The organism is Lentilactobacillus rapi DSM 19907 = JCM 15042, from assembly GCF_001436255.1.
GTDB lineage: Bacteria > Bacillota > Bacilli > Lactobacillales > Lactobacillaceae > Lentilactobacillus > Lentilactobacillus rapi.
The window spans coordinates 1-711 of sequence record NZ_AZEI01000071.1 but is presented as its reverse complement, the minus strand read 5'-3'; the positions used below and the strand labels follow the sequence as shown (position 1 = coordinate 711).

1 pseudogene is annotated in these 711 nt (G+C 43.2%); it reads left to right on the top strand.

Annotation, left to right across the window (positions count from 1 at the left end):
- Nucleotides 1-60 precede the first annotated feature (60 nt).
- Nucleotides 61-711, top strand: a pseudogene (locus FD12_RS13620) (IS5 family transposase); the annotation flags it as partial.

The following is a 711-nucleotide window of genomic DNA, read 5'->3' as shown; positions in this document are numbered from 1 at the left end:
AGAAGCTGTCCAAGATCTATGATTTTTGATATACTTCTATGTAAAAAGCGAGTTTAAGCTATGAAAAATTATCCCAGCAATATTACTCGGCAACAATTTGAATTAATTCGACCAGCTTTAGAAAATTTTCGTAAGCGAACTAAGCCTCGAAAATATGACCTCTACGAGGTCTTCTGTGCGGTCCTATATGTCTTGAAAACCGGTTGCCAATGGCGTCAAGTCCCCGGTGATTTCCCAGAATGGCGGTCAGTTTACAACTATTACAAAATTTGGTCAACTAAAGCTGAGCCTACGGCTGATTCTTTATTGGAACAAGTTTTAAAAAAATTGTCATTGCTCGGCGAACTTACCAAGGACGTTCAGCTTTAACTTCCTTTATTATCGTTGACGCTCAGAGCGTCAAAAACACCGCTACTGCTGAAAACAAAGGTTACGACGCTGGTAAGAAAATCTCGGGGATTAAGCGCCATCTGGCAGTTGATATCAATGGCTTTCCGCAGGCCATTCACATGACGCGAGCGAACGTCTCTGATCGAGACGGGGCCAGTGCAATGATCGCTTTACATGCCATGCATTTACGCCAGGTTCAAAATGTCTTAGTTGATGGTGGTTATTCAGGCGTTAATTTTCAGCTCGATGTAGCCAGTAATTTAAACGCAACCGTGCAGGTTGCGAAGCGCAATGAGTTGCATCGATTCGAAGTCATGCCCC